Here is a 26601-nt window from a genome sequence, read left to right as displayed (position 1 = left end):
CTTTGTTTTGTGACAGCCATCGCAATTAATTTAAATCGTTAGAACATAGCTGAGCTCAATTTCCACTCTCTACGCCCTGAATCATCCGTTTCAACAACTTTTCTTTTACGGTCGTGGGCTGCTCTAAATCAAGAACAGACAAGACCCGACGAGCAGCGTCCGACGCCTCCCGACCATTCTTCAATGCCACGAGTTTCTCTCCCAATGACAACGCAGATAGCGACATCAAAGTCGATGCCGCCTCTAATTCATCTTCGCTAAAGTCACAGCCAAAGGGGTATGCGGGCATCAGTCCTTTGGCACGCGCCCATGCGACGTTATCGCTAATGGTCTCGGGCAGGTTTTGACTAAACGCCGCCGGTATTTGGTAGCCAGGAGATAACTTACCCATCGCCTTAGCTTCGACCAGAAGATCCGCCTGAAAGCGAGAGTCAGCTATATTAATCAAGGACTGACAGACTTGCTCATCAGTCTTAGATCGTAAATCGGCTATGCCGTATTCGGTAATAATGATATCGCGCAAATGACGGGGTATGGTGCAGGCACCGTAGTGGCTAAGAATATTCGACATGACCTTGTCGCCCTGCGCGCGGGTAGCGCGAATCATGAGTACCGATCGGCCATCATCTAACTGATGGGCCATGGCAACGAAGTTGTATTGGCCACCCACCCCCGACAGAACTTGGCCATTCTCAAGGGTATCTGATGCCACCGCACCGTTAAGGCTTACATTTAAACCGGTATTAATAAATCGGGCATGCTGACGCTGGGCTTTAAACAAACGCGGGTTCATATCCAGTTGATTTATTTTATCGACGCCGCACATGGCAAGCTGACGCCGCTTAGCGGCAGGCATATCTCGCAATGCCTGATAAAACGCGCCACTGCCCAAAAAGAAACCGCCGTGCAGCATCTTGCCATTGCGCAATTTCGAGCCCAAACAATGCGTCACCATAAACTGCTGACTGTCGGGGTTGGCCATATTAGCCGAGCAATACTCTCCCTGTTGATTAAAAATCTGCCCCTCGTGGTAACGGCACTTTTCATTGAAGAATCCGTGGTACTGCAGCGTCTCGAAATCTTTACCACGCAGCTCACGCACGCCCAACTCCGCCATCGCGGCAATGCAATCTGAACTCACATCGTCAGAACGACAACGACCAAGATTGATCAGCTGCTGCAAGGCCCAAAAATCGTACACAGGCCGTTGCAACACACCAGCCTCGAACAAGTGCAGGAACCCCTCCACAAACATCTCAGTGGCGCCGTACAAGCCCTGATCAAAGACATCGCGGCCACCAATCGCATCAACTAGCGCTGCGCTGTGTTGATCAACACCAAACCTCGCTAACAACTCGCGGTAATCTGCGTTGTTTTGATGGCGAACCAACACCGATTGCACAATAGCGTCACCCATTGCACCGATACCCAACTGGAGCGTTCCGCCATCCCGTATCAAGGCGCTGGCGCGCAGACCAATGGCATAGTCGGTGTCGGGAATGGGTGGCAGGCGCGGCACTTGAAACAGTCCGTGCTTAGCGCTGTCGGTATTTAGTAAAAAATCGAACTGCGCGGCGTCAACTTCGGCGTCACCATACATAAAGGGCAGGTCGGGATGAACCACGCCAACAGCAACATAATCCCGCCCTGATTGCTGCAATCGCGCAACTACCTCAGCCGAAGTATCAGGATTACAACTCATACTCAGCGAGCCACCCTCCCGTGCCAACAACTGAATAACCACATTACAACCTTGAGCAACAACATCCCGAGCGGCATGCGTGTAATTAGAACTGATGTAATTTTGCTGCGCGTCAGAATGCCCTATGCGACTGCCCGCCTTAAAATAGAATTCACAGAGTTTTATATTCGCGGGCACTTTGCCACTGCGCTCATCGCGCAGGTAAAGCGGTTCGCTGTAATTAGCGTATAGGCGATCAAAAACCGGATTGAGCAAACGCCCGCGAATCGGATCACGCTCCCTTGGACGCTCCAAGCTAAGCGCCGTCAAAATGGTTAGCGATAATGCGGGATCATTGCTAACACGAAGATACAGCGCATCGATTAACGCCACCGGTTTACCCAAGCCCAATGGCATCGCAACGCGAATATCTTTACCAATTTTAGCGATGAGTTGATCTACGCAATGGTCAATTTCAACCATCGTAAACTCGGTCTGCTTAAGGGACATTTGCACTCCTTATACGATAATCAAAACACCCTAACTCTGCCCAACCAGATACTAAGAACCACTATAAGCAGCACATTTGACTTACATCAAGATCACGCCGAGAGAATATCGGTAAATTTCAACCTCACACCATAACAACATTCGTCCGCGCTAGCAGCGGGTAACTTGGGAGCCTATGCCATGCAATATATACTCGAACAGCTGGAACAGGATCACCGCCGCATGTTGCGAATGATGTATCTGTTAAGTAAAGACATCCATCGTCTAACCGGTCTCGATAGAGGCACGGCGAATATGGATCGGATTCTTGAAATTTTGGACTACATTCAGGTCTATCCCGAAATCTGGCACCACCCGACTGAAGACGTATTATTCAAACAGCTACTAAGCAAAAAGCACGTCAATGTTGAGGCAATTCACCTCCTACTAAATGATCATCCTCGCTTAGAGGCGCTGAGCAGTCAGCTATCGCTTATTTACAGTGAATTTCGCGTAGCCGGTATTACACCCTCGCAACGTGTATTACAACTCAGTCGTCACTTCTGCACCGGCCAAATTGCCCATATACACGCTGAACGCAATATTTTTGCCGCCATTAGCGAACGCTTCGATGAACAAGACTGGCAAGATGTAGGCAACACGCTCCGCGACAAGCAAAGTAGCAATGAAGACACTGAGCAGTGGGACTACATTCAACGCTCACAAAATCTGAACCGCAGTAATGCGCTAACGAATACCGGCCTACATTGAGAAATATGATGAATAGCCTCTCAGTCGTACCAACACAGCAAGAAGCTACGGGTTCAAACGTAGACCTAATCGCCAAATACAGTACACAGGGGCCACGCTACACCTCCTACCCCACTGCGCTGCAATTTAGCGATCAATTTACGACAGCAAACTATGAGCAATATTTGGACGCAGCCCGAATAGACTCGGCGCCCCTCTCACTCTACGTACACATCCCCTTCTGCCGTCGGCTGTGTTACTACTGCGGCTGCAACAAAATAGTCACCAAAAAAAGTGGTGTGGGTAGAGAGTATCTCGATCATATCGCCATAGAGATTGACCTCTTATCGAAACACATCGGCAATACCCGCCATGTATCGCAGCTGCACTTTGGTGGCGGCACACCGACATATTTAGACGACGCAGAATTAACAGAATTAATTCATTTACTCGCGAGTCATTTCAACTTCGACGACAATCAAGAACGCGAATACTCAATAGAAATTGATCCGCGAACAGTCACTCCAGACCGACTCGCCCTACTACGCGGACTAGGCTTCAATCGTCTCAGCTTTGGCATTCAAGATACCGACCCACAAGTACAAAAAGCTATCAACCGAGTACAACGCACTGAACAAATTATCGAGCTGGTCGGCGCTGCCAGAGCGTATCGCTTTAGCTCAATCAGCTTCGATCTTATTTATGGCCTGCCACTGCAAACCTACGAAAGCTTAAATAAAACACTCGACGATGTCATTGCACTGCTGCCAGATAGAATTTCGCTGTATCACTACGCCCACATGCCAACGCGCTTTGCACCGCAACGGGCAATCGAGCGCCAAACCTTACCAGACAGCTACGAAAAGCTTGCCATGCTCCGCATCGCCAATGAACGGCTAATTGCTGCTGGCTATATTTACATCGGTATGGACCATTTTGTAAGACCCGACGATGAGCTTGCCCGTAGTCAAAAAGATGGTCATTTACAGCGTAACTTTCAAGGCTATTCCACCTCGCTTGCACCCGACGTACTCGGTATCGGCGTGTCGGCCATTAGCTCTATAGGCGACTGCTATGCACAAAACAGTAAAGACATAGCTGATTACTACAGCAAATTAGAGGCAGGCCAACTTCCCGTAGACAAAGGATTGACAAAGACTAAAGAAGACCAAATACGCGCTTACGTAATTATGGAACTCGCCTGTAACCTTCGCGTTTCTACACAAATATTCGACAATAAATTCAACATACCGTTCTGGGAAAAGTTCGCTGATACTCAGCCGAAGTTGGCGGAAATGCAGCGGGATGGTTTAGTCATCATCGATCAGGAAGACATCTCCATAACAGAACAAGGCCGAATGATGCTTCGCAATGTCTGCATGGTCTTTGATCAATATCTCAGCGACCAAACTGAACGTTATTCACAAACGGTTTAGATATCGATTATTAATTCATGTCATACCAAATTCATAAGCCAAGGAGTTTCAACTAAGTTTCGTTTAACACTTGAAATGTAACCGCAAAGTGAGTCAGAGTAGGCATTATCCCGTGTTAATATGTACCCAAAAAAGGGAATGCCTACCATGATTGCCGTCAGCGAGAAAAACGCGCCGTCAACGAAGAATTGCCCCCACAATGCGGCAATCAACTGCGCCAGCTGCCGCCTCAGTGCGATATGTTTACCATTGGCATTAGCACAAGATGAAATTGTTCAACTCGATGAAATCGTCCAGCGGGGGCGCCCCCTGCAAAAAGGCCAACACCTTTACCGCGAGGGCGATACATTCACCTCAATCTACGCCGTGCGCTCTGGCTCAGTAAAAGCCTATAGCGTGTCAGACAGCGGCGAAGAACAAGTTACCGGCTTTTACCTGCCCGGTGAAATTCTCGGTATGGACGGAATAGGCCACAATCGCTACGCCAGCTCCGCAGTAGCCATGGAAGTCGCTGCCATTTGCGAAATCCCCTTCGCAAATATCGAAGACTTAAGCGGCAAACTTCCCAATATGCAAAAGCATTTTTTCAAATTACTAAGCCAAGAAATAGTTGAAGACCAGCAGCACATCACCTTGGTAAGTAAACACACCGCGGAGGAACGTATTGCCTCTTTACTGGTTAGCATTTCCGCCCGCAACGCTCGCCGTAATTTATCTCCCCTTAGCTTCCGCCTCCCCATGTCACGCACAGATATCGGCAACTTCCTGGGCCTAACAATAGAAACCGTAAGCCGAGTGTTTAGCCGTTTTGCCAAACAGGGCCTACTCGAAATCGATAAGAAAGAAGTCACGGTTTTAGATATCGATACCTTAAAACGCGTTGCATCGCTTGGGCACTGAAGTACAGAAGTGCATCTGAAACAAACGTTCAGCATTTACCCTTTTTGCGGAACTTGAATTACCGGCAAGGCAAAACTAGACTGAGTTCATTGCAAATTACCACTGCATAGGAAGTGCGCAAAACAATTCACTAGTTGACGTAGATCAAACCCGTTACTTACTGCTTTTGATATTGTGCACACTATCATTGGACGATCGTAAGAGAGCGAGCCGTGGCCACTTTTGTCAGCAACCCCTTTGGATTTCTATTTAACCCCCGAGACCAGTGGCATGCGGTAAGTCGTGTGCCAGATTCAGCGCTTGCCAGCAAGCTGTTGTACGCCATCATTCTGGCCGCAGGCCCCTGCCTCGCATGGTATTACGGCGTAACAGAAAAGGGCTGGACCGTCGGTGACGGTGAACTGGTGCTACTAACCCAGGCCAGTGCGATGTGGATTGTGGTGGCGTTTTATATTGCCATGCTGGGCTCCCTCGCCACTATCGGCTACGCCATCTATTGGATGGCCGAAACATACGGCAGCAAAGCATCGTTGACCAAAGGCATGGTGGTAGCCAGTTACACCGCCACGCCACTTTTCATCGTTGGACTATGCGGCTTCTACCCCATTTTTTGGTTAGACATGTTACTGGGTATCGCCGGCTTAAGCTGGGCGGTCTACTTGCTATATATCGGTATTCCCACGGTGATGGACGTTCCCAGCGAGCGGGGTTTTCTGTACGCCTCCGCCGTTGTAGCCGTCTGCATGGTGATTTTTATGGCGCTGATGGGCGCAGTAGTCATTCTTTGGGAGATGGGCTTAGCCCCGGTATTCATCGACGGCTAGCACGCTAATCGATACATACACTTTATATTTTTCTGCATTGACATAGAAAGGAATCCGTATGGACTCTCAATCCCAGTTGCCCGTATACGACTATCGCGCGGTGAAGCTATTCACCGTAATGGCGGTCGTTTGGGGCATTGTAGGTATGGCGGTAGGGGTGCTGTTGGCCGCCCAACTTATATGGCCGGTACTTAACTTCGACACGCCTTGGTTAAGTTTTGGTCGCTTGCGACCACTACACACCAATGCGGTCATCTTTGCCTTTGGCGGCTGCGCTTTAATGGGCTCATCATTTTTTGTGGTACAGCGTACCTGCCAAGCGCGCCTTGTTGGCGGCCCGCTGATTCCCTTTGTGTTTTGGGGCTGGCAGCTAGTAATTTTGCTCGCGGCAATATCCTTACCGATGGGTTACACAACGTCTAAAGAATACGCAGAACTTGAATGGCCCATCGACATACTGATCACCTTGGTCTGGGTTGCCTACGCCATTGTCTTTTTCGGCACCATCATGAAACGCCGAATGAAGCACATCTATGTGGCGAACTGGTTCTACGGCGCATTTATTATCACGGTGGCCGTTCTGCACATCGTGAATAGCTTAGCGGTTCCGGTGAGCCTGACGAAATCCTATTCCATCTATGCTGGCGCAGTCGACGCGATGGTGCAGTGGTGGTACGGGCACAATGCAGTGGGCTTTTTCCTCACTGCCGGTTTCCTCGGCATGATGTACTACTTTGTTCCCAAGCAAGCCGAACGCCCGGTCTATTCTTACCGCTTGTCTATTGTTCACTTCTGGGCATTGGTATCAGTGTACATTTGGGCAGGCCCACACCATTTGCATTACACCGCCCTACCCGACTGGGCGCAGAGTTTAGGCATGGTGATGTCATTGATTCTGCTGGCGCCCTCTTGGGGCGGCATGATCAACGGCATAATGACGCTGTCAGGTGCCTGGCATAAATTACGCACCGATCCGATTTTACGTTTCTTGATTGTGTCGCTGTCCTTCTACGGTATGTCTACGTTTGAGGGGCCGATGATGTCGATTAAAACCGTTAACTCGCTCTCTCACTACACCGACTGGACCATTGGCCACGTTCACTCTGGCGCGCTTGGTTGGGTAGCGATGATCTCCATCGGTACGATCTACCATTTAATACCGGTGCTATTCGGAAAGGCCAAAATGTACAGCATACCGGCCATCAGTTTGCACTTCTGGCTGTCCACCATTGGCACTGTGCTCTACATCGCCTCCATGTGGGTAAACGGTATTGTTCAAGGTTTGATGTGGCGTGCCTATAACAGCGACGGCAGCCTAACCTACAGCTTTGCAGAATCTGTTGTGGCTAGTCATCCCGGCTATATCGTTCGCTTCTTCGGCGGCAGTATATTCCTGTTTGGCATGTTGGTAATGGCATGGAACGTGTGGCAAACCATTCGCAACGGTGAAGATTTGGCTGTGGCCAAAAGCCCAGCGGAGGTAATGGCATGAAGCACGAGCTAGTAGAAAAAAATATTGGATTGATGATTATCTTCATCATTATCGCCATCAGCTTCGGTGCCTTGGTGGAGTTGGTTCCCCTTGCGTTTCAAAAGGAAACCACCCAGCCAATAAAAGGACTCACGCCCCTAAACGCGATGCAATTAACCGGACGAGATATCTATATTCGTGAAGGGTGCACCGTTTGTCATTCGCAAATGATACGCGCACTGCGCTCAGAAACGGAGCGCTACGGCCACTACTCGGTAGCAGGCGAAGGTGTTTACGAACATCCCTTCTTGTGGGGATCAAAACGCACAGGGCCAGATCTTGCGAGGGTTGGCGAGCGCTACAGCGACGAGTGGCATCGCGCTCACTTATTCGACCCACGCGCCGTTGTGCCCGAATCCATCATGCCCGCCTACCCCTGGTTATTTAACAATGACATTGATGGCGAGATGGTTGGCAGAAAAATGGCTGCGTTGCGCAAAGTTGGTGTGCCCTACACCGATGCCGACATTGAAGGCGCGGCAGCACAGGTAGCCGGTAAAAAAGAAATTGACGCGGTCGTTGCCTACTTGCAGCAGCTAGGCACGCTGCTCAAGTACAAGCGCTAGGTGGAGGAACGAAATCATGGATCAAGACAGCCTGAGAGCAATAGCAACACTGATGGTGTTTATCGCCTTTATCGCACTGAGTTTTAGCGTTTTTCGTAAAAGCCGCAAAGCCTATTTTGAAGACGCCGCCCTGCTGCCCTTTGTAGCAGATGACCCAAACGGTAAACCGGATCCCATCGCCAAGCGCACGGAGAAAACCGATGAGTAATTTCTGGAGTTTGTGGATCATCCTGCTCACCGCAATCTCTATTGCGCTGATTGTGTGGTTGCTGTTTAGCAATCGCAAAATCACGGTGAACAAAGAAAACAAAACCACCGGACATGTCTACGACGGTATTGAGGAATACGATAACCCTCTACCGTCGTGGTGGATCAAAATGTTTGTGATCAGCATCGTGTTTGCTATTGGCTATTTGGCACTCTATCCGGGCTTGGGTAATTACCCCGGTTTATTGCATTGGACCTCGGTTGGCAAGTGGGAAAAAGAAGTTCAACAAGCGGAGCTTGCCACTGAGTCGCTTTATCAAGGCTTTATGAATAAAGACGTGGTCGCCCTAGCAGACGACAAAAAAGCCATGCGCTTGGGTAAACGTATCTTCGCGAATAACTGCGCGATATGCCACGGCGTAAACGCCGAAGGAAGTTACGGCTTTCCAAATCTGACCGACCATGACTGGCTCTACGGCAGTGAGCCAGAGCAAATACGCATGTCTATCACCCAAGGCCGCAACGGTGCCATGCCCGCATGGGCAAGTATATTAGGCAACGACGGGCTGGAGTCTATGTCCCAGTACGTTAGCAACCTACACACCACGGGCACCGATGCGACCAGCCCAGCGGGCAAGCAATTCGCTATGCTGTGTTCCGCATGTCACGGCCCAGAAGCCAAGGGTAATCCACTGATGGGTGCACCTAATCTCAGTGACAATATTTGGCTCTATGGCGGCGATGTCGGGCAAATCAAACAGAGCATTGCGGCGGGTAGAGCGGGTCAAATGCCAGCTCATCACGACAAGCTTAGCGAGGAGAAAATTCACCTGCTAACCGCCTATGTCTATCAATTACGGCAATCCTCAGACGCTAACGCAAAGTAACGACACATCGTAAAGGTTAGAGAAGCATGAACTCACCTAGTCCCACACCCGACTCACTGCATCCGGATCACGATCCGGATCGTATTCCCGTCGAAGAGTTTGTGCCTGCAGAAGTGTCGGAAATTGATCTTTATGAAAAACGGGAAAAGATCTACACCCGCAAAATAGAGGGATTTTTCCAACGTCTTCGCACACTAACCGGGTGGCCATTATTAGCGGGCTATTTTTTACTACCGTGGCTGCAATGGGGAGATCGGCAATCGGTACTCTTTGACCTACCCGCTCGACAATTCCACGTTTTGGGTTTTACCTTTTGGCCGCAAGATCTGACTATGCTCGCCTGGATACTTATTATTGCGGCGTTTACCTTGTTTGCCGTTACCAGTTTTGCTGGCCGAGTGTGGTGCGGTTTCAGCTGCCCGCAAACCGTATGGACGAGTATGTTCATGTGGATTGAACAAAAAGTAGAAGGCAGCCGCAATCAACGTATAAAGCTAGATGCTGAACCGTGGAGCGTTAAAAAATTTACCAAGAAAAGTTTAAAACACACCATGTGGCTAGTACTGGCCTTTTATACGGGGTTTACCTTTGTCGGCTATTTCACCCCCGTTCGAGATTTAAGCTACGAGTTCCTTACTTTTAGCCTCAACCCGTGGGCCGCGTTTTGGATTGGCTTTTTCACCCTTGCCACCTACGGCAATGCCGGCTGGTTGCGCGAGCAAGTTTGCCTTTATATGTGTCCCTACGCCCGTTTTCAAGCGGCAATGTTCGACCCAAACACGCTGGTTATTTCCTACGACCGCAAACGGGGAGAAACGCGAGGCTCGCGTAAACGCCACGATAAATCCGCCGACGTTGGTTTGGGTGACTGCATCGATTGTCAGCTGTGCGTACAAGTTTGTCCCACGGGCATCGATATCCGCGACGGACTCCAATACCAGTGCATCAGCTGTGCCCTGTGCGTAGATGCATGCAACTCGGTTATGGAAAAAATGCACTACCCGAAAAACCTGATTAGCTTTACTACCGAAAACGCCCTTGAGGGCAAGAAAACTAAAATTCTACGCCCTCGTTTAGTTGGCTACGTCATTGCCATCACCCTAATGAGTGGCTTGCTGGGCTATCGTATTGCCGACCGCGAAACCACTGAACTCAGCGTATTACGCGACCGCCAAGCACTCTATTACCGGAGCGACGCAGGCGGTATAGAGAATCACTACACCGTCAAGATCGCCAACAAAAGCCAAAAGCCCCATCACTACCAATTGTCATTTTCTGCGCCCTACGATTTAAGCTTAGTTGGTTCTGCAGAGTTTGAAGTATTAAGCGGCGAAGTCGTCGATGTTCCCGTCATGCTTCGCTCAAGCCCGGCGCAAACACTTCCCGGCGCCTTTAACGTCACCTTCTTAGCACGAAGAGTAGACGACAGCGACGACGTAGTTAGCCACGACAGCAACTTTTTCGCACCGAGTGAGTAAACCCAAATGACCACGGAGCACCGTATGCCAAACAGCCCCATCACTACCGAAAAGTGGTATCGGCAATTTTGGCCATGGTTTCTGATTCTGCTGCCGGGCTCAGTGGTGATAGCCAGCGTCTACACTTTGGTAATTGCCATTACCCACGGCGACAATTTGGTACGCGACGACTACTACAAAGACGGTTTGGCGATAAATCGCTATCTTGAGCAAGATGACATCGCACAGCAAATGCAACTAGCTGCCACCGGTAAACTCGCGAAGGGATATATCGATGTCACTCTTAGCGGCACCGACCTACCCACTTACAAGCACCTCGTTTTAAATTGGCAGCATCCCACCGATGAAGACCGGGATTTTCAAACTGTGCTACTCAACAATGGCGCGAATCATTACACCGGGCAGGTCAGCGATAACGTCGCAGGACGCTGGTATCTAGATTTAGAATCATTCGACAACGACAAGGAAAGCGGCTGGCGTTTAAAATCAGAATTCGACACCGAACTCAGCCAGCAATTTATTATGGATGATCAAGACGGACACACGGAGACGCTATGAGCGAGGCGTGTTACCACTGCGGAGAAATTATTCCCCCCGGTGCCAGCTTCGCAGTGCTTGTCGACGGCGCACCTAAAAATCTATGCTGCCGTGGCTGTCAAGCGGTCGCCGAGTGCATACTTAATTCAGGGCTAGACGACTATTATCGACTGCGTTCAACAACAGCAATCTCCCCCAGCGATGGCGACGACGATTATTGCCGTTTTGATAATAGCGAACTCATCGAAGAATTTTCCAAAAAAGAAGGCGAGTTTTGGGTCAGTCGCTTCAGTGTGGCTGGCTTACGCTGCGCCGCCTGCGCATGGCTTATAGAACACCATCTACAGGGCATCGACGGTGTCGAGTCCATAAGTGTTCATCTACAAAATGCGGTCGCGACCGTAAAATGGAATCCAGAAAAATTAAATGTCAGTGCGATTTTTAGCGCCTTCAATGCACTCGGCTACTCAGCGTTGCCGTGGTCGGCGGCTAACCGCGACATACAACTGCAAGAAGAAATGGATGGCCTACTGCGACGTTTAGGTATCGCAGGTATTGGGATGATGCAAGTGGGCATGGTGGCGATAGGTCTTTACGCCGGCGATTTTCAGGGCATCGACGACAGCACCCGCACGCTACTCAGATTGTTTAGCCTACTCATTACCACCCCGGTGTTACTGTACTCGGCACAGCCCTTCTTCAAAAACGCATGGCGCTCTGTGCGCCGTGGCCACCCTGGCATGGATGTACCCGTCGCTATCGCATTAACCGCCGCCTATCTCGCCAGTGTGGTAGCCACGATTCGCCAAGGTGAGCACGTTTATTACGACACCATCAGCATGTTTACCTTTTTCCTATTGCTGAGTCGTTACTTACAACTGCGGGTTGCCCAACATCAGCATCGCGGCACATCGCTCCCCATGACCGCGCGTAAGATAAGTAAACTAGGCGACAGCAAATTTGAATGGCTACCCGTAAAAGCGCTTTCAGTAGGAGACCTAATCAGCGTACACGCGGGTGAGACACTTCCCGTTGACGGAGTTATTCGTCGCGGCCAAAGCAGCCTTGAAAATAGTGCATTTAGCGGCGAGTTTCTCCCCACACGCTGCGGAATTGGCGACAGCGTAATGGCAGGCAGTGGCAATATTGACGGCAATATCGATGTTGAAGTGACCGCCGTCACCAATAAAACAGCGTGGGCAAAAATCGCCCAACTGCTGGAACAAGCGCAATCTACCAAGCCAGCGGTGGCACAACTTGCCGATCAACTGTCCAGCCACTTTGTGATACTAGTCATGGCCATCAGTGGTCTTAGCTTTGCGTACTGGTACGGTCATGAGGGCGGTTCGCCTTTTATTATCGCCCTGTCAGTGCTCGTGGTTAGCTGCCCCTGCGCCCTGTCATTGGCAACCCCGGCAAGCTACACCGCTGCGATCAAAGCCTTGGGGAAACAAGGCGTGCTAATAAGCAATGGGCGAGTACTAGAACAACTGCGCAACGTCACCCACGTGGTCTTTGATAAAACTGGCACGCTCACCGAAGGGCACCCGCACATACTGTCCTGTCGGGTATTTTCCAACATGAACGCAGAGACCGCGCGACGTATCGCCGCGACATTGGAACAGCTTTCTCAACACCCCATCGCCCACGCATTTAAACGCGAAGACACCGGCGCGCACCCAGATTTACAGCTGGAAAATGGTGAAGTGGTCAGTGGTGCCGGAATTTGCGGCAGCATAAACGGAAAACACTACCGCATTGGCAGTGCTGCATTTTTCAGTATAGAGGCGCATCACAATAGCGCCCATCTCAATGTCTACCTTGCCGACGACAATGGCGTGTTGGCCCACTTCCAACTCGCCGATGAAATTCGTCGCGATGCCGTCGCGCTAGTAAAAAACTTAAAGCGCCGCGGTTTACACCTTGAAATTCTAAGTGGCGACAATTCCGGACAAGTTGCAGAAATTGCCGGTATGTTGGGTATCGATAAATATCTTGCCGGCTGCAGTGCAGAACAAAAACTACGTCAAGTAAGGCAACTGCAAACCGAAGGTGCCATCGTGATGATGGTCGGCGACGGCATTAACGATGCGCCGGTCATTGCTGGTGCAAATATCTCTGTTGCCATGACCAGCGCCAGTGAATTAACACGCACACAGGCAGACGTCGTTCTTCTCGATAACTCTCTGCTAAATATCGCCATGCTGTTCAACAAAGCAAAACAAAGCCGACGTATTCTGATACAAAATCTAAGCTGGGCACTGCTCTACAATCTGCTGGCACTGCCCTTAGCCGCAATGGGCTGGGTGCCGCCGTGGCTCGCGGCATTGGGTATGTCGCTTAGTTCATTAGTCGTGGTATTAAACGCATTGCGCATTGGCAGAGACGCTAAAGACGACACCTTAGAAATCAATGAAACGGATGCTCCGCAGCTGAATACACTCGCAACAAACGGAGGTCATGGTGGGTAGTTTAGTGATTCTCTTACCTATCGCTTTGGTCTTTTTTGGCTTGGTCATTTTCTTGTTTTGGTGGTCGGTGGGTAATGAGCAATTCGAAGATTTAGACCGCGAAGGCCAGCGCATCTTATTTGATGACGAGACGCAACCCAATAAGCCCAAACCGAAGAAAAAGCTAAAACGAGATACACACCATGATGCCTGAGGTGCTTAGTTACTCAGCAGCATTCTTATTGGGCCTTATTGGCAGCCCGCATTGCGTTGGCATGTGCGGCGGTATTGCAGGCTTGCTGGGTGCATCGAGCCGCGCACCCCGGCAATCGCCACAAACGTCCTTACATCAAAACGGCAGCGCCGTGATCGCGAGAAGTACCCCGTCGGCAGGCCTGCAAAGTATCTACTACAGCCTGCTATTTCAATTGGGGCGCATTTCCAGCTATGCCTTGTTGGGAGCCATACTCGGTGGCTCCGTAGCGGTAGCGGGGTCATTGGCATCAGCACAACTGATGCCAATCGGCCAAGCTCTGCGCATACTCGCCAGCATAATGCTGATGACTATGGCGCTATCGGTCGCTGGCTGGAGCCGTCTTTCAATGATGTTAGAAAAGTTGGGTGGACGTTTATGGCAACGATTACAGCCAGTAACCAAGCGTTTTATCCCCATCGACTCCCCCGCCAAAGCCATCGCTGTGGGCGGCCTCTGGGGATTTTTACCCTGTGGTCTGATCTATAGCGCACTTGCGTGGTCTGCACTGAGCGGCAGTGCAATACAATCTGCCATACTCATGGCCTGCTTTGGCTTGGGAACTGCCCCTGCGGTACTCAGCATCGGAACATTGAGTGGCGGGCTGCGCAGCGCGCTGAAAAAGCCCCTCACCCGCTTCATATTCGCCGGTTTGTTAATGGCGTTAGCGATTTATCCGCTATACGTCATGTATGCACATCAAGGGCAGCAACACGATGCACATGCAACTCCTGGCGATATTCATGCACAACACAGCATGCACTAAATTCGATACTGCATCGCTGTCAATACTGCCCTGTCGTTCAAGTAAACAACCACCGCTTAATAAGATTGGTGTAACGCGGCATAACAATATACACCATCAGCGCCACAACCGTGCCGGTCACAAATAGCATATCGACGTAGCGATTTGGTGGAAGACCGGTCACCCGCAATACGGGTAAAACCACTAACGGGGTGAATAGCACCAAGGGATAAATTGCCGACCATGTCACTAAATATTGTTTCCAGCGGATTGGTGGCTTCGCTTTCGCACCCGCCGGCGAAAACCAAAAATCTAGTCCGCTACTGATAAAAAATTCATCCCCCGCCACTACGGGCCGCACCTTCTCGATAAGCTCGGCGCGCGCTGAAGACCCCATCCATTCTCGTAAATGGGTTTCGGTGTCAAAGCGAATAATCACGGTGTATGTTTCTGAGACGCCAGAAATTGGCCTAACGATATGCCAGTCCAAATAGCCTGCAGATGCTTGGCAAACAGGCACTATTTGCTGTAACCAGTTTTCATATTCCGGATGCTTATCAATCTGCACCCTATGGGTAATAACGGCCGTAGCACCACCGTCAGGCATAAAGTCTGAGCTAGAATTTGACGAGTTACTCATAACGACGGTACCTATCTTTCTCTCAAACACAGTTAATAAGCAAGATAATTAATAATCCCACGCTTTATACCCTTGGTCAGACTCCTTCATATCTTCGTAAAGCCATACCATTCGATCTAAATACCAGCTCTTCGCGATGACAGCGAGCGATACACCACTGACCGCCGCCAAGATTGAATAATAAATCGCGCCCCAAATAGCCAACACTAAACCAACAAACGACAAAAAATTAAGTAATACATGCAAATAAATAGTATGTACTTCAGGCAGAGGAATCTTATCTCTATTTAAATACACCCTTTCACCCAGCACCGCTTTAGACGCCCAATTTTTAGTCGAGATAGGAGCATTAAACAATAGTGGATTTAAAAACATCCACGCAAGAGACAATAAAACGGGAATGGCACACCACACACCAATCCAAACTCGACTCCAAATCGCCAAGACTATAAATGGTAGTACCGAATAGCGAGTCCATACACTGATCGGATTTGCGTGCCTCATCCAACGCTCGTCGGTGAGCTTAAAGATCTCTGCGACTCTTCGTTCTAATGTCATCACTTTCCCCTCGAATATGCCGGCCTATGAACGCAGCATTCCCCATTTCGCGAAGACCTCCACACGGGGTCAGCTAAGCCTTTACGTATCAAACCGCAACAATTCCCGGCTGCGGTTTATCGCCTCCGAGCGTCTCTTCCGAGACCGGTGCCCCTGCTTCCTTCAACATATTTCGATGTTCCAGAATGGGCGTTTTCAGGCAAATCGCTTCGAACTTTTGCAGCTTCACAAAACAGTCCATAGCCAACAGATCGGCCACGTAGCGGTAGACCTTGGGCCATCTCTGTTCATCAATTTTATAACGCGAAAAAATCGCATTCCTAAAAAAGCTAGCTATGGCAATGTCCGCAATTGAAATCGTGTCAAAGAGAAAACCAGCCTTAGGTACTTGCGATTCCAGATAATCCAAAGCGTCTGGAATTTCTTGCTCTAAAGCCCTATTAAGAACAACATGATCTGGCTCCTGCCCCCAGACGAACTTTCGAATTACTAGCTGATGATACAAATGCCAAATCAATACCTCTCCTAGCCGCGAGTCAGCGTACTCCTCAAGCCATCGAGCACGACCACGGGAGGCAATATCCGCGGGTAACAAATTTGGCGTGGGATATTTCTCATTTAAATATTCAGCGATAACGGTTGAGTCAGATAAGACCACATCGCCATCAATTAACACCGGAATCCTGCGTAGCGGACTAAGCAGACCAAACTCAGCTGAACCATAAAAAGGGACAATAGGATCGATTTCGTACTCGATCCCCTTTAACTCCATACAAACAAGCACCTTTCTAACGTAAGGTGACAAGTATGAGCCAACTATTTTTACCTTATTATTATTTTCCATAGATGCGCCTTGTACCTAAGACCACAAACAATCAAATATGAGCACTTAATTTCACACAAAACTTTACTGGCATTTGCGAATCAAACCGGAAATGCCTATAAACCTTATTGAACAGATCGACGTAATACGTTGTTTGTTCAAATTAACAACTTACCCGTAGAAAATCTCGGTTTACGGCACAACACATTATGTACCAGACTCTCCAGATTTTGCTAGACACCCAATTCAACGGGCAGAATTTCACCCTCCCGTTGAAAATTTAGTCAGAACAACGGAGTCAGCATTAATGTACATACTGGTTAATACAGCTGTATAAATAAGTTTGATCAAACAAGGACGAACTGGAGATGTAGACAGGTCATAACATGTCGTAAATGACACTTATTTTAATCACTGAAAAGACATAAAGCAGAGTTGTAGAGTTTCTTGCCTAATAGAATACTAACTTGAAAATAGCGGTGCCTGAGTGTCGAGCTATGACGAAATGCTTTTACGTCGATCAAGCTCCTAGATTACCCACACACCGAAACTGGCATAGCAGACCTTACTTTATATAAAAAATCACCGCCAATCATAAATGCCTATAAAGCAATTTACGATTGGCGGTGTCTTATCCGATCCCGCGAGGGCCGGAGCATCATGCTATAAAGTGTAATAGTTAAAAGCTATACGCCACTTCGACACCAAACTCACGCGGCGATCTCACTGTTGCAAATTTCCACAAAGAACCGGGATTAGTAACCCCAGGTTGAGGACGATTCGGCGTAACTACGTAATCGTGAGAATAACTCTCTTCGTCGGTGAGGTTACGGCCGAATAAAGAAACTCGCCATTCATCACGTTCAAAGGTTAATGAAGAATCCACTAAACCAAATGCTTCAATTTGCGTACCTGGGTGATTGGTCAAGGTAGACTCGTAATCATCACGCCATGAATAGCTCACGCGCCAGCTCATAAGTCCCCCGCTGACAGACCAGTCCAATACGTTCTGAACAGAGTATGTGATTTCTGGTGCGCGTCGAAGATTTAAATCTGACTCATCAGCTATAATACCGTCGCCGTATATGTCCGCGACGAAGTCAGTATACTTAGCATCAAGAAGTCCGATATTACCGGAAAAGCGCCACCAGTCAGTTAGCAATAAATCAAACTCCAACTCTGCACCGTCAAATTCAGCTTCGCCGATATTGCGAATCGCTAACTCATTGCCCGTTGCTACATTTGGCGCGGGAAGTGACACTTCTGTCTGCATATCTTCATAAATCATATGAAAGATAGTCGCATTCAATTTGAGCTTACCCTCGAACAACTTAGATTTAACACCAGCTTCCCAGTTGGTTAAGGTTTCGGGACCGAATCCCTCGGAGAGAGAGGCCTGCGTAGATGCTCGTGGCGAGAAACCACCACTTCTAAAACCAGTGGCACTAGTCACATAGGCCATCAAGTCATCGTTAAACTGGTAACGCGCGCCCAGACGATATATCCAATCGTTATCGGTACGTTCACCACCTGCATTTGGCCCTACGGAAAAGACGCCAGTATCGGGATCAAATACATCGCGATCCATTCGTTTTGTTTCTGTAATATAACGAGTGCCAGCAGTTAGCGTCAGCTTGCTATCTAACATACTGTAGTCGCCCTCGAAAAACACAGAGTGAGACTCAGAGGAAGTTTCAGTAGTTTCGAATGGAGTCCATGCGGTACTGAACACTTGCGATATCTGATTAGAAGTCGCATCCGAGTTAGCGCTGAATACGCCAGCCTGCCAAAGCAAATTATCACCAGCATCTCTGCTTATGCGAATTTCGTGAGAAACTTGATTGTAATCACCAAAGCGATTGACGTGATATAGCGTTGCGGATGTGCCATCAAAATCGACTTTGTACTCGTCATCCGACGTCAACCATCCGCCAACATAGGTTAGCGTCAATGAGTCATTCAGATCAGCATCTAGCTGCCAGATAGCCTGATGGGTTTCAAGACCAACACCACCCCGATAATCTGCGTAGCTGCGCCGACGATCAGACCCTTCGCCAACGGGGCGAACTGTGTCGCCAAACTGGCCGCCACATTCAAAGCCGTTAGCTTGATATAGCCCACAGAAAACATCGGCATTGTCGGTAGATGTCGCAATTGTCGCTGCCGCGATACCTTCCATATTCGTGTAGTTATATTGCGCTTGCAGAGTTACCGCTTCTGAAGCGTCAAACAACCAATGCACACCGGCGCGGGTAGTGTCTTTCTTACCCATATCACCTGACACAGAATTTTTTGTATAACCTTTACTTTGATTAAGTGATGCGCCGGTTAACTTAACCGCCCAGTTGTCTTCGCCGTAGTTGTATAAAAGCTCAAGGTCTTGTTTACCGTAAGTTCCAGCACGAGCACGGACTTTTCCGCTTACCTCATCAGTTCTCGGCTTCTGGCGATGGATATTAATCAGACCGCCAACGACGTTTTTACCAAACAACGTACCCTGTGGCCCACGCAGAACTTCTATACGTTCAATATCTAACAGATCGAAAACCTGTCCTGTACCAGTCGCTAAAGGTACGCCGTCTACAGCAACTAATACTGTTGGATCAAACGCCTTCTCAACATCTTGATAACTAATACCACGGATAGAGAAACCGCCACCCGCTGGTGTACCCGCCTCAACAGTATCCATAACAACATTAGGCGCAAACTGAGCTAGTGACGTAGTGTCTAAAGTAAATGCATTCTTAACATCGTCTCCTGCAATAGCACTTACTGCCACTGGTACATCTTGTATGCTCTCTTCACGTTTACGTGCAGTGACCAAGACCTCTTCTATTGTTCTAGCACCTTCAGCATGTACTGGTGTAGCAATTGATGTACCACCGGCCATAACAATGATACCAAGCGACTTGCATATTAGTCTTCTGTCGTTATCTATAAAAGACATAACTATCCCCTATGTTATTTTTATAGCGCCTATCGATCTCACGATAGCTATATGTACGAAATCCTAGCAGCGATCCTTAAATTAAACAAGTTTGTCTGTTTTTTTATTTTTTAACAAAATTGATTGACGAAAACGGCTACCTTTCGACACCCAAGATCCACGGAATTATTGATTTACAGAATCGCTGTAATTATTCAATTATTTTTATCACTGATCAGCGGCTGCTAATCGTACTAACAACTTACCTTTATTCATTCCTGAGAATAGGCGCGTATATGCCTCAACGGTATTCTCTATACCATCTACAATATCTTCGTTAAAACGTAACTTTCCTGACTCAAGCCAGCCGCGAATCTCGTTATTTGCAGCATCAAATTGTTCAACATAGTTTGTGGTTAACAAGCCCTTAACCGTTGCGCTATGAGCCAGAATTTGCCAATAGTTATACGGCCCTGGTACCGGCCCACTCGCGTTGTAGCTTGAAATCGCACCGCAAAAAACGATACGCGCATGGTCCGCGATATTGAGTAACGCGGCGTCAAGAATCTCGCCACCCACATTATCAAAAAATATGTTTATTCTCTCAGGACACACCCTTGCAATCTCGTCCGATAGATTTTCACACTCCTTGTAATTAATGACGGCATCAAAACCCAACTCATTCATTAACCAATCGGCCTTCTCTTGTGTGCCTGTCAAACCAACAACTCGACACCCTTTTATCTTCGCTATTTGACCCGCAATTGAACCAACTGCACCGGCAGCCGCACTTATCAATACCGTTTCACCCGCTACCGGACGACCGAGCTCTAACATGCCAAAATACGGCGTTAAACCCATGGCGCCACTGAAGATGCTTAAATAATAGCGCGGTGGATACTTACCATCATTCACCACCTTTGTAAGTACTTCTCCTGAGTTGACGGTGTACTCCTCCCAGGCGTTAACCGCCAAACCTTGGACATAGTCTCCCGCAACAAAATCTGGATGACGACTCTCCAACACCTTTCCCAGCGTGGTGCTTCTGATACTCTCACCAATGGCAATAGGAGCCATATACGTATCGTTACCACTCATCCAGTCCCGAATTGCTGGGTCCAAAGATAAGTAATGATTCTCGATCAATACTTCGCCGTCGGCCAGCGAAGGCACGTCCACGGTTCGCAAACGGATATCGTCCGCGGTCGGAACGCCTACAGGACGCTGATGTAAATAAAGCTGTCTATTGGTGACTGGGGTCATGAAATATTCCTACAATTATTATCGTGTCTGTACTGCGAATTGGAAAAGAGTAGTACTAGATAAAAATAAAATCAATCATGTTTGACTTTTTTATCGCTATTGATTAACTTTAACCATGCCGATCATACTTACACGGCAAATAATAATTAATGGTTCGCTGGAACCCGTACTCAACAAAAAGTCACCTATTATGCAAACTATCGATACCTTCCACGACTTTTCCGCTCCGCGAGACACATTATGGGAGCTTCTCGCAGATTTCGGCAACATTCAACGCTGGTGGCCTACAGGCCTTGCGGTAGATATAGATCGCGTCGAACTTGAAGGTCAAGGCGTAGGAATGACACGGCACATATTTAATGTCGGCTTCCCTACAGCAGTTAGCGAACAATTGCTCAGCATTGACCCACGTACTTATACCTACTCACTAGCGCTGGTAAATGATAGGCCAGCCGGTATAACAAAATACAAGGCGACCGGAACGCTCAGCCTCATTGAGGGCAACAAATGTCGTCTGAGCTACCACTCTGAATTTGAAGCAGAATTGGGGCGCGAACAAGAGGCCAAAGACTTTTTAAATGCGGCATACCAAATTATGTTCTCGGGTTTAAGCCAAGCAACCTCATAAACTTCCATATATCGATAGGACCACAACATCATGCTTGTTATCTCTGCACGTATTACCGTTAACCCAAAAGACACCGCCAGCTATATTGCCGGTGCTCAAAAAATATTGGCGCCAACTCATGCCGAAGAAGGCTGCATTGACTACTCTATTGCTGTTGATATCGCAAACTCCAATATGATTTGCATCTTTGAGCAGTGGGCATCTGAAGACGCACTAATGACTCATCTTTCATTGCCACACATCGCTGAATTTCTAGCACTCGCGGCAAGCCTCGATGTTACCGATATGCAAGTAATGAAGTACGAAGTCAGTTCCTGCGGCCCGCTGCAACTAGATATATAACACCGCCAAATCCTAGAGGTCATTATGAGCAAAAAGTCGCTATATAATCACGCAGTCAAAAAAATGATCGACTATGTCGACAACAAGCAGACAGACATGGCTGAGAGCACAATGTCAGTGCCCTGCACTGCCTATACTGACCCGGATGGTTGGCAGCAAGAAATTGACTTGATTTTTAAGAACCGGCCGATCTTTGTCGCCCTAAGCCAGGAATTACCGAATCCAGGTGACTACAAAACCCTGCAATTCGTAGACAAACCACTGCTAATCACCCGCACCGCGGACGGCAGCGCGCGGGTCATGCTCAACGTTTGTCCCCACCGCGCCATGCAAGTGGCCACCGAAGAGTATGGCACCCGTTCGCGCTTTACCTGCCAGTATCATGGCTGGTCGTTTCGCAATGATGGCGACCTGATTGCCGTTGCCGATCAAAACAAATTTGGCGACGTAGATAAAAGCTGCCACGGACTCACCCAATTACCCACCTATGAGCGAGGCGGTTTGATATTCGCCGTACTAAATGGTGATACTGAAGTTGATTTTGAAGAACACCTAGGCGGTATGATCGAAGATATCGAAGACATTGGCTTCGATAAATGGCACTTTTGCGGCAAACGCACCATTTATGGCGCGAACTGGAAGATTGCCTACGACGGCTACTTAGAAGGCTATCATTTCGCCATTGCCCACCCAGAAACCGTGAACCCGCGTACCTATTCAAACATCATGCATTTTGAAAATTATGGTCCGCACATTTTACTGGGTTTCCCCCAACGCAGCATTCATACCCTGAAAGACGTAAACCCAGACGAGTACTGGAAGCATGAAAATCATGGCTATGACTTTATCCGCACATTATTTCCGAATGTATCGATATTTGTTGCACCAGAAATCACTCAAGTAGCGCAAATTATCCCCGGCCCCACACCTGGTGAAAACACCACGCACCTTTATTTTATCCACCACACCGCGCCAGAAACCGACCAAGAAAAGCAAGCCTTAGACGACATGATTGAATGGCTCCGTAACGTTGTCGACAATGAAGACTACTTCATGGGCCTGCGTATCCAAAAAGGCATTGAGTCAGGCGCGCATTCCCACGTAATGTTTGGCCGCAACGAACGTGGCAACCAATTTTTTCATAAATGGGTGGACTACTGCTTAGCAAACGATCCGTCACTGCCAAAGCCAACACTGTAAAATATCGGAGCCAGAGATGACTGATAAAAAATATACAGCGGGCAGAATTAATTGCGTTCTAGTGACAGGCGGTGTCTGGCACGACATTGACTTTGCGCGCTTAGAACTTCTGAAGCTACTCGCCGAAGATGATCGTATTCGCGTTCGTGTTTTTGAAGACTACGAAAACATCGACGCCATTAACAATGCAGACATGCTTATCTCGTATACCTGCAATGTAGTGCCCTCCCTCACTGCACAAGAAGCACTTTACAAATGGGTTGCCGATGGCGGCCGCTGGTACGCCTTGCACGGGACTAACTCCATTATTCGATTAATGAATACCGGCTTATACGGCACACCAGATTGGGCGCCGCTGTTCGTAGAAACCCTAGGATCTATGTTCCGCTCTCACCCACCAATTGCGCCCTATACCGTTTCGGTAGCAAACCCGGACCATCCTCTGGTAGAAGGCATTACGCCCTTCGAAAGTACCGACGAGCTATACCTAATGAAAACCTACGGTAAGCTCAATGTCTTGCTCGATGCCGAATACGGCGGCAAGGCAGAAGGATTTGAAGAGGATGAATGGGAGCATGCACGTCACCCCGTACTTTACACCCACGAAGTCGGCAAAGGCGAAGTACTTTACTTAACCCTCGGCCACTGCCGCCATCACTACGACATGCAGCCCCTGCTCGACTATTGGCCCACCGTAGAGAAATGCGCATGGGATCTCCCCGTATTCTACACACTGCTACGTAGAGGCATTAAATGGACTATCGAGCCATTCGACGACATTACTCGTCAAGCACAGGCCCAAGCAAAGCAGGCTACAGAACAATAAAGGAATTGATTAATGAGCAATAGATTAGCAAATAAGGTCATCGTAATTTTAGGCGTATCAGACGAACGCAGCATGGCCGCGACAACGGCTCGCCGTCTTAACGAAGAAGGCGCCAAATTAGTATTGGCTGGCCGCCAAATAGACCGAGTAACCGCAATAGCGAGCTCATTAGACGCCGCCATCCCCATCGCATGTGACATCACCAAAGAGGCACAGCTAGCAGCCCTAGCTGCAGCAGCGATTAGCCACTACGGACAACTCGATGGCGCAATTAACTTTGCCGGCATCGACGTGTCAGCGGCCATCGCCGACACCACAGAGGCCATGCTCAAACAGGCTAGCGACGTTCATTTCACAGGCGCAGCTCTATTTATCAAGCACATGGCCGCAGTCATGAACAACGGCGGCTCTATTGTTACTACGTCCACACAAGCCAGTATCATCCCACCACCAGGACTTGGCGCCTACGGCGGCAGCAAAGCCGGTGCCGACCAACTAGTACGTATTGCCGCAGTGGAATACGGCCCACAAAATATCCGCGTAAACTCGCTAGCCCCCGGCTTTACCGCAACGGCAATGACTGCAAACTACTTCCAAGACCCGGCCATTGAAAACGCGTTCTTAAAAGAAATTCCACTTGGGCGACTACCTACCTCCGCCGACCTTGCCAACGCAGCGCTTTGGCTACTTTCGGACGAAGCTTTTATCACCGGACAACTAATCGATATCTCCGGTGGACAAACCCTACGCAGAATCCCGACACCCCAAGAAATGGGATTTTAGTAACACTAAAAGCCTACGCTATAGCTCATACCCATGGGCTATATCGCCCCCTCCCCTCACTACCTACTCTGCAAGCACTTTTCACTGGGTCGTTTCACACATAACGACCACCTTGGTCTATCTATACTAAAAACTCAGGTTTGCCACATTTTTGTATAGCATTGTTTCGAGCGCATAACTGCTAACGGATATTGGTAAAAAGCGGACGGACGAAAGCCCAAGTCGGATGAAGGTTTTTGTTTATCTTTAACGCCCAGCGCAGGTGCAGTGAACTTGTAAGCCAGCGTGTAGCTGTCGTACTGCTTTTTCTTTGTTAATCCCATGGTGCACCTCTTTAGGCAAACAGTGATTTACTGTCCGTTAAAGTGATACAAGTTCACAGCGTTTTGGACGTCCCAGCGACCAACGGGAGCGAATGCTGCCATCTGTTAGGTGCATTTTTCGCTCGTTTTAGTAATTCCTTTTCCGGCACTAAATAACACCCGATAAAGCACAGGGATTAAAGCAATGACTATTGCCTTGATAAAGCCAAGATAAATATCAATCCCAAGCTCTGTCCTATTTAATACGGACATACTAGGACTTGACGAGTCGTAAAAAACCTGGACGATCTTTCCTTGAGGATACATTTCCACCGTTTCTCTAGGCTTGCTTGTTCTCCCAAGGTAGTTGATCATACGCGACTCGTAATATCTTCCCTCGACCTGATATGAGTAACGGACGTTATGTGCTCTTGTGCCACGAGGAATAAACGCTACTTTCGAATATAGGATTTTTCCTTCTACCACTCTGTCGGGATTTGAAAATATAAAAGCGAATGCGGTCGTGACGGTTCCATCTATTAATTCAAAAGAAATTAGAATTCCGGTAAAGATAATTATTGGCCATTTTGTCCTTTTCATTACCGAGTTCATACCTTCACCTAACGCTGCAATAAAAGGCGAGCGTAGCGAGTCCAGCCCACGGCTTTTTGTCGGCGATTTTTCATTGCCTTATTAGCACTTTTTTTAGCCAACTGCTCTTTCTCACGTAGAATGGTTTAACTGCTTTAGTAATTTCTACTGCTGTGCCATTGCCATCATTCACCAAAATATCAATATACTCATCTTCACCTAAAAACCCCTTTGTTGATACAGCAAGATCTTGGCTTATTGCTTCAATAATAGATTTATCTTTTATTTCGGTTTCTATAACGAGTGCTAAGTGAGGTTTCTCACCGTCTTTCACATAATAAACTTGACCAAGATATGCAGATTTAACCTCATTGTTTCTTGAGGATAAACTTTAAGTTAATGATTCAATTAAGCCATCAGGGATTTTCGCTGGAGCACCAATTAAAACTTGAGCGCCTGAAGAAACTGATTGTTTCTCAATATTTTTAAGGTTTCCTTTAAGCCATTCTATTTCATCAGGAACAAACGTTTTGGTATATTTTGTTCCGACGTTAAGTACCCAGTGAAAGTCTGTCCCCATCATTTCAACTATGGCATGTCCTGGCAGTGCTGCAAAACCGACTTCTCGCTGAGCCCATGATGCCAGTCTTTCTTTTGAATCAAATAACATCAAATATTTTTCACCATCTGACTCAATTATTATAGGGGATATTGTATCGTCATTTCCGGCTCTACTGTGCTTGTCTTCTTCTGGCGCATTTATGGTTGGTATGAAAATAGTTGAACTTAAAAATTCATTATAGAATACAGATTCTTTGTTATTTTTAGTTGCCTCAACGTATGCCTGATCTAGTGGTGTGGTAATCACCCCGATAAATAGCTGGAGCGATAAGTAGAATTTTCTCATAATAGTTTGAAGGAGATTCTGCATGAAAGTACCCCGTTATTCAGATAGCCAGATTATGGCCATTCTTAAGCAAGCTGA

At 48.2% G+C, this 26601-nt stretch carries 27 protein-coding genes and 1 pseudogene; 18 read left to right on the top strand and 10 right to left on the bottom strand.

Features of this window, described 5'->3' with window-relative positions; all coding sequences use genetic code 11:
* Window positions 1-55: 55 nt before the first annotated feature.
* The gene (locus O9X78_RS14085; protein WP_269620350.1) at window positions 56-2191 is read right to left on the bottom strand and encodes an acetyl-CoA hydrolase/transferase C-terminal domain-containing protein; all 2136 of its coding nucleotides are present in this window, start codon (window positions 2189-2191) and stop codon (window positions 56-58) included.
* 180 nt (window positions 2192-2371) lie between these two features.
* On the opposite strand from O9X78_RS14085, the gene O9X78_RS14080 reads away from it, so the two are divergent.
* From O9X78_RS14080 to O9X78_RS14020, 13 genes are all read left to right on the top strand, one after another.
* Window positions 2372-2941: a hemerythrin domain-containing protein gene (locus O9X78_RS14080; protein WP_269620349.1), complete on the top strand. Its 570-nt coding sequence runs from the start codon at window positions 2372-2374 to the stop codon at window positions 2939-2941.
* A gap of 5 nt (window positions 2942-2946) precedes the next feature.
* On the top strand, window positions 2947-4356 hold the full coding sequence (gene hemN / locus O9X78_RS14075; protein WP_269620348.1) for an oxygen-independent coproporphyrinogen III oxidase: 1410 nt from the start codon (window positions 2947-2949) through the stop codon (window positions 4354-4356).
* Window positions 4357-4503: 147 nt separating this feature from the next.
* Window positions 4504-5256: a fumarate/nitrate reduction transcriptional regulator Fnr gene (gene fnr / locus O9X78_RS14070; RefSeq protein ID WP_269620347.1), complete on the top strand. Its 753-nt coding sequence runs from the start codon at window positions 4504-4506 to the stop codon at window positions 5254-5256.
* 212 nt (window positions 5257-5468) lie between these two features.
* Window positions 5469-6080 carry a Yip1 family protein gene (locus O9X78_RS14065; protein ID WP_269620346.1) on the top strand — a complete coding sequence of 204 codons (612 nt, stop codon included), beginning with the start codon at window positions 5469-5471 and terminating at the stop codon, window positions 6078-6080.
* A gap of 58 nt (window positions 6081-6138) precedes the next feature.
* Window positions 6139-7572 carry a cytochrome-c oxidase, cbb3-type subunit I gene (gene ccoN / locus O9X78_RS14060; RefSeq protein ID WP_269620345.1) on the top strand — a complete coding sequence of 478 codons (1434 nt, stop codon included), beginning with the start codon at window positions 6139-6141 and terminating at the stop codon, window positions 7570-7572.
* Window positions 7569-8177, top strand: coding sequence for a cytochrome-c oxidase, cbb3-type subunit II (gene ccoO / locus O9X78_RS14055; RefSeq protein WP_269620344.1), 609 nt, complete (start codon window positions 7569-7571; stop codon window positions 8175-8177). The genes ccoN and ccoO overlap by 4 nt, the downstream gene beginning before the upstream one ends.
* 16 nt (window positions 8178-8193) lie before the next feature.
* Window positions 8194-8385, top strand: a complete 192-nt coding sequence (locus O9X78_RS14050) for a cbb3-type cytochrome oxidase subunit 3 (RefSeq protein ID WP_269620343.1) — start codon at window positions 8194-8196, stop codon at window positions 8383-8385.
* Window positions 8378-9271, top strand: coding sequence for a cytochrome-c oxidase, cbb3-type subunit III (ccoP, locus tag O9X78_RS14045; RefSeq protein ID WP_269620342.1), 894 nt, complete (start codon window positions 8378-8380; stop codon window positions 9269-9271). Before O9X78_RS14050 ends, ccoP begins: the two co-directional genes overlap by 8 nt.
* 26 nt (window positions 9272-9297) lie before the next feature.
* The gene (ccoG, locus tag O9X78_RS14040; RefSeq protein ID WP_269620341.1) at window positions 9298-10749 is read left to right on the top strand and encodes a cytochrome c oxidase accessory protein CcoG; all 1452 of its coding nucleotides are present in this window, start codon (window positions 9298-9300) and stop codon (window positions 10747-10749) included.
* 24 nt (window positions 10750-10773) lie between these two features.
* Window positions 10774-11307, top strand: a complete 534-nt coding sequence (locus O9X78_RS14035; RefSeq protein ID WP_269620340.1) for a FixH family protein — start codon at window positions 10774-10776, stop codon at window positions 11305-11307.
* Window positions 11304-13757, top strand: a complete 2454-nt coding sequence (locus O9X78_RS14030) for a heavy metal translocating P-type ATPase (RefSeq protein WP_269620339.1) — start codon at window positions 11304-11306, stop codon at window positions 13755-13757. Before O9X78_RS14035 ends, O9X78_RS14030 begins: the two co-directional genes overlap by 4 nt.
* Window positions 13750-13950 (top strand): cbb3-type cytochrome oxidase assembly protein CcoS, encoded by a 201-nt coding sequence (ccoS, locus tag O9X78_RS14025; RefSeq protein ID WP_269620338.1) that lies wholly within the window; start codon window positions 13750-13752, stop codon window positions 13948-13950. Before O9X78_RS14030 ends, ccoS begins: the two co-directional genes overlap by 8 nt.
* Window positions 13940-14755 (top strand): sulfite exporter TauE/SafE family protein, encoded by an 816-nt coding sequence (locus tag O9X78_RS14020; protein ID WP_269620337.1) that lies wholly within the window; start codon window positions 13940-13942, stop codon window positions 14753-14755. Before ccoS ends, O9X78_RS14020 begins: the two co-directional genes overlap by 11 nt.
* 37 nt (window positions 14756-14792) lie before the next feature.
* Here the strand turns inward: O9X78_RS14020 and O9X78_RS14015 are convergent, their stop codons facing one another.
* The 5 genes from O9X78_RS14015 to O9X78_RS13995 all read right to left on the bottom strand — a co-directional run bounded on the left by O9X78_RS14015 (window position 14793) and on the right by O9X78_RS13995 (window position 20944).
* On the bottom strand, window positions 14793-15374 hold the full coding sequence (locus O9X78_RS14015; RefSeq protein WP_269620336.1) for a putative antibiotic biosynthesis monooxygenase: 582 nt from the start codon (window positions 15372-15374) through the stop codon (window positions 14793-14795).
* A 48-nt stretch (window positions 15375-15422) separates the two neighbouring features.
* A complete protein-coding gene (locus O9X78_RS14010) occupies window positions 15423-15932 on the bottom strand; it encodes a DUF6653 family protein (RefSeq protein WP_269620335.1) in 510 nt (169 codons plus the stop codon).
* A gap of 88 nt (window positions 15933-16020) precedes the next feature.
* A complete protein-coding gene (locus O9X78_RS14005) occupies window positions 16021-16776 on the bottom strand; it encodes a glutathione S-transferase family protein (protein ID WP_269620334.1) in 756 nt (251 codons plus the stop codon).
* Between the two features lie 658 nt (window positions 16777-17434).
* Complete coding sequence (locus O9X78_RS14000) at window positions 17435-19702, bottom strand: TonB-dependent receptor (RefSeq protein ID WP_269620333.1); 2268 nt, start codon at window positions 19700-19702, stop codon at window positions 17435-17437.
* 207 nt (window positions 19703-19909) lie between these two features.
* Window positions 19910-20944, bottom strand: a complete 1035-nt coding sequence (locus tag O9X78_RS13995; protein ID WP_269620332.1) for an NADP-dependent oxidoreductase — start codon at window positions 20942-20944, stop codon at window positions 19910-19912.
* Window positions 20945-21134: 190 nt separating this feature from the next.
* Here O9X78_RS13995 and O9X78_RS13990 point away from each other — a divergent pair, with 190 nt between their 5' ends.
* From O9X78_RS13990 to O9X78_RS13970, 5 genes are read left to right on the top strand one after another with little or no spacing between them, the layout of a single operon-like run.
* Window positions 21135-21572, top strand: a complete 438-nt coding sequence (locus O9X78_RS13990; RefSeq protein WP_269620331.1) for an SRPBCC family protein — start codon at window positions 21135-21137, stop codon at window positions 21570-21572.
* Between the two features lie 30 nt (window positions 21573-21602).
* Window positions 21603-21914 carry a putative quinol monooxygenase gene (locus tag O9X78_RS13985; protein ID WP_269620330.1) on the top strand — a complete coding sequence of 104 codons (312 nt, stop codon included), beginning with the start codon at window positions 21603-21605 and terminating at the stop codon, window positions 21912-21914.
* A 24-nt stretch (window positions 21915-21938) separates the two neighbouring features.
* On the top strand, window positions 21939-23114 hold the full coding sequence (locus tag O9X78_RS13980; protein WP_269620329.1) for an aromatic ring-hydroxylating oxygenase subunit alpha: 1176 nt from the start codon (window positions 21939-21941) through the stop codon (window positions 23112-23114).
* Window positions 23115-23130: 16 nt separating this feature from the next.
* Complete coding sequence (locus O9X78_RS13975; RefSeq protein WP_269620328.1) at window positions 23131-23940, top strand: ThuA domain-containing protein; 810 nt, start codon at window positions 23131-23133, stop codon at window positions 23938-23940.
* Between the two features lie 12 nt (window positions 23941-23952).
* Window positions 23953-24723, top strand: coding sequence for an SDR family NAD(P)-dependent oxidoreductase (locus O9X78_RS13970; RefSeq protein ID WP_269620327.1), 771 nt, complete (start codon window positions 23953-23955; stop codon window positions 24721-24723).
* A 134-nt stretch (window positions 24724-24857) separates the two neighbouring features.
* Here O9X78_RS13970 and O9X78_RS13965 read toward each other — a convergent pair whose 3' ends face one another.
* The 4 genes and pseudogenes from O9X78_RS13965 to O9X78_RS13950 all read right to left on the bottom strand — a co-directional run bounded on the left by O9X78_RS13965 (window position 24858) and on the right by O9X78_RS13950 (window position 26547).
* Window positions 24858-25046 (bottom strand): hypothetical protein, encoded by a 189-nt coding sequence (locus O9X78_RS13965; protein WP_269620326.1) that lies wholly within the window; start codon window positions 25044-25046, stop codon window positions 24858-24860.
* 105 nt (window positions 25047-25151) lie between these two features.
* The gene (locus O9X78_RS13960) at window positions 25152-25637 is read right to left on the bottom strand and encodes a DUF3592 domain-containing protein (protein WP_269620325.1); all 486 of its coding nucleotides are present in this window, start codon (window positions 25635-25637) and stop codon (window positions 25152-25154) included.
* A 70-nt stretch (window positions 25638-25707) separates the two neighbouring features.
* Window positions 25708-25989: pseudogene (locus tag O9X78_RS13955) on the bottom strand (enhanced serine sensitivity protein SseB C-terminal domain-containing protein); the annotation flags it as partial.
* A gap of 18 nt (window positions 25990-26007) precedes the next feature.
* Window positions 26008-26547: an SseB family protein gene (locus tag O9X78_RS13950; protein ID WP_269620324.1), complete on the bottom strand. Its 540-nt coding sequence runs from the start codon at window positions 26545-26547 to the stop codon at window positions 26008-26010.
* Window positions 26548-26601: the final 54 nt, after the last annotated feature.

This window comes from Zhongshania aquatica, from assembly GCF_027257955.1.
Taxonomy (GTDB): domain Bacteria; phylum Pseudomonadota; class Gammaproteobacteria; order Pseudomonadales; family Spongiibacteraceae; genus Spongiibacter; species Spongiibacter aquatica.
The sequence above is the reverse complement of the archived record's forward strand: the minus strand, read 5'-3'. Positions and strand labels throughout refer to the sequence as shown.

Coding starts and splice junctions, on each gene's coding strand:
- O9X78_RS14085 (WP_269620350.1), bottom strand. CDS start 2,191: ATGTCCCTTAAGCAGACCGAGTTTACGATGGTTGAAATTGACCATTGC.
- O9X78_RS14080 (WP_269620349.1), top strand. CDS start 2,372: ATGCAATATATACTCGAACAGCTGGAACAGGATCACCGCCGCATGTTG.
- hemN (WP_269620348.1), top strand. CDS start 2,947: ATGATGAATAGCCTCTCAGTCGTACCAACACAGCAAGAAGCTACGGGT.
- fnr (WP_269620347.1), top strand. CDS start 4,504: ATGATTGCCGTCAGCGAGAAAAACGCGCCGTCAACGAAGAATTGCCCC.
- ccoN (WP_269620345.1), top strand. CDS start 6,139: ATGGACTCTCAATCCCAGTTGCCCGTATACGACTATCGCGCGGTGAAG.
- ccoO (WP_269620344.1), top strand. CDS start 7,569: ATGAAGCACGAGCTAGTAGAAAAAAATATTGGATTGATGATTATCTTC.
- O9X78_RS14050 (WP_269620343.1), top strand. CDS start 8,194: ATGGATCAAGACAGCCTGAGAGCAATAGCAACACTGATGGTGTTTATC.
- ccoP (WP_269620342.1), top strand. CDS start 8,378: ATGAGTAATTTCTGGAGTTTGTGGATCATCCTGCTCACCGCAATCTCT.
- ccoG (WP_269620341.1), top strand. CDS start 9,298: ATGAACTCACCTAGTCCCACACCCGACTCACTGCATCCGGATCACGAT.
- O9X78_RS14035 (WP_269620340.1), top strand. CDS start 10,774: ATGCCAAACAGCCCCATCACTACCGAAAAGTGGTATCGGCAATTTTGG.
- O9X78_RS14030 (WP_269620339.1), top strand. CDS start 11,304: ATGAGCGAGGCGTGTTACCACTGCGGAGAAATTATTCCCCCCGGTGCC.
- O9X78_RS14020 (WP_269620337.1), top strand. CDS start 13,940: ATGATGCCTGAGGTGCTTAGTTACTCAGCAGCATTCTTATTGGGCCTT.
- O9X78_RS14015 (WP_269620336.1), bottom strand. CDS start 15,374: ATGAGTAACTCGTCAAATTCTAGCTCAGACTTTATGCCTGACGGTGGT.
- O9X78_RS14010 (WP_269620335.1), bottom strand. CDS start 15,932: ATGACATTAGAACGAAGAGTCGCAGAGATCTTTAAGCTCACCGACGAG.
- O9X78_RS14005 (WP_269620334.1), bottom strand. CDS start 16,776: ATGGAAAATAATAATAAGGTAAAAATAGTTGGCTCATACTTGTCACCT.
- O9X78_RS14000 (WP_269620333.1), bottom strand. CDS start 19,702: ATGTCTTTTATAGATAACGACAGAAGACTAATATGCAAGTCGCTTGGT.
- O9X78_RS13995 (WP_269620332.1), bottom strand. CDS start 20,944: ATGACCCCAGTCACCAATAGACAGCTTTATTTACATCAGCGTCCTGTA.
- O9X78_RS13990 (WP_269620331.1), top strand. CDS start 21,135: ATGCAAACTATCGATACCTTCCACGACTTTTCCGCTCCGCGAGACACA.
- O9X78_RS13985 (WP_269620330.1), top strand. CDS start 21,603: ATGCTTGTTATCTCTGCACGTATTACCGTTAACCCAAAAGACACCGCC.
- O9X78_RS13980 (WP_269620329.1), top strand. CDS start 21,939: ATGAGCAAAAAGTCGCTATATAATCACGCAGTCAAAAAAATGATCGAC.
- O9X78_RS13975 (WP_269620328.1), top strand. CDS start 23,131: ATGACTGATAAAAAATATACAGCGGGCAGAATTAATTGCGTTCTAGTG.
- O9X78_RS13970 (WP_269620327.1), top strand. CDS start 23,953: ATGAGCAATAGATTAGCAAATAAGGTCATCGTAATTTTAGGCGTATCA.
- O9X78_RS13965 (WP_269620326.1), bottom strand. CDS start 25,046: ATGGGATTAACAAAGAAAAAGCAGTACGACAGCTACACGCTGGCTTAC.
- O9X78_RS13960 (WP_269620325.1), bottom strand. CDS start 25,637: ATGAACTCGGTAATGAAAAGGACAAAATGGCCAATAATTATCTTTACC.
- O9X78_RS13950 (WP_269620324.1), bottom strand. CDS start 26,547: ATGCAGAATCTCCTTCAAACTATTATGAGAAAATTCTACTTATCGCTC.